This window comes from Mesorhizobium sp. M0306 (assembly GCF_040321655.1).
Classification (GTDB): domain Bacteria; phylum Pseudomonadota; class Alphaproteobacteria; order Rhizobiales; family Rhizobiaceae; genus Mesorhizobium.
This window is the reverse complement of record NZ_JAMYRY010000102.1, coordinates 1-1,123: the sequence shown is the minus strand read 5'-3', so window position 1 is coordinate 1,123 and position 1,123 is coordinate 1. Positions and strand designations below refer to the sequence as shown.

The 1,123-nt window shown below is 54.9% G+C and carries 1 protein-coding gene; it reads right to left on the bottom strand.

Features of this window, described 5'->3' with window-relative positions; all coding sequences use genetic code 11:
• Nucleotides 1-839, bottom strand: an 839-nt coding sequence (locus NKI95_RS34265; protein ID WP_352722264.1) for an ATP-grasp domain-containing protein, incomplete at its 3' end; no start/stop codon positions are given.
• Between the last annotated feature and the right edge of the window lie 284 nt (nt 840-1,123).

Sequence of the window (1,123 nt, the reverse complement as noted above, 5' to 3'; positions counted from 1 at the left end):
AGGCGCGGATTGACTTCAATTACGACTGGACCCCGGTTCGTCCACCGGAACTCTATGTTCGTTGGGCCCCAGCTCAGGCCGAGAGCTCGCAAACAGCTCAGCGAAACATCGGCGATACGCTCATGCTCGTCATCAGTCAGCGGAGCCGGCAGGATGCTCCCACGAATGACGAAATGCGGTGGGGGGCCGAAGTCGGTGGCGGTAATCCCAATGACCTGATTTCCCATTATGTGAGCGCTGAAATGAGGGCCTTGTGCGAATTCTTCGACCAGTATCCTCGGCGATGACCGCCATATGTGCTTTGCGCCCAACAGGTAGGCCGTATGTTCGGCCAGCTCTTTGATATCGCGGCACAATCGTACACCGATGCTGCCGATGCCTACGGCTGGCTTAAGAACCACGGGCAGACCAATGTCGGCGGCAGCGTTTTCTACATCCGCCCCATTCGTTGCTGAGCGATAAGCGGGCACGGGAACGCCAGCCTGCGCGAGGAGCCGACGTTGGATGAGCTTGTCGCAGCATTGTTCAATTGATGCGGGGTTCGGTCCCGGTAGGTCGAAGTGCCGACAGAGCTTGCCAGCTGTCGCATAGACCGACTCCTGGGCGCTGGTGATGCCAGCAACGTCATAGGTTGCATGCAGCCTGGAACATTCACGGACCAGTGTATCGAGGTCGTTTGTATCGACACGAATTACGTCAATTCCTTCCGCCGCAAGGTAGTCGTACCGAGTTGGATCGGCCGACAGAGTAATTGGATGAAGACCAAGACGCTTGGCCCCCTGGACGAATAGCGGCATATTACTTGCGCCCTCAAGCAGGATGAGCGCTCTTTTTGCCATTTCTGTTCTCCAACATTGCGAAATCTCTTCTGCCAGTTCGTAATCCGCACCATCTTAGCCGTGCCGATTTCAATACTAGGTCCAATCTACAACCGCATCGAACGCTGCTTTCAATAAGCTCAAGCATTTCAGACGCTTCGCCACACGTTTCGATCGTCGCGCCGTCCACTTCCTCGCCTTCATCCATCGTTATGGATGCGTTGGATGTCGACCAAGCCTAGTAACCCTACCATCGTCAGCGAGTTGCGGTTGCAAAGTTTTGGTGAAGATGATTTGAATTATCT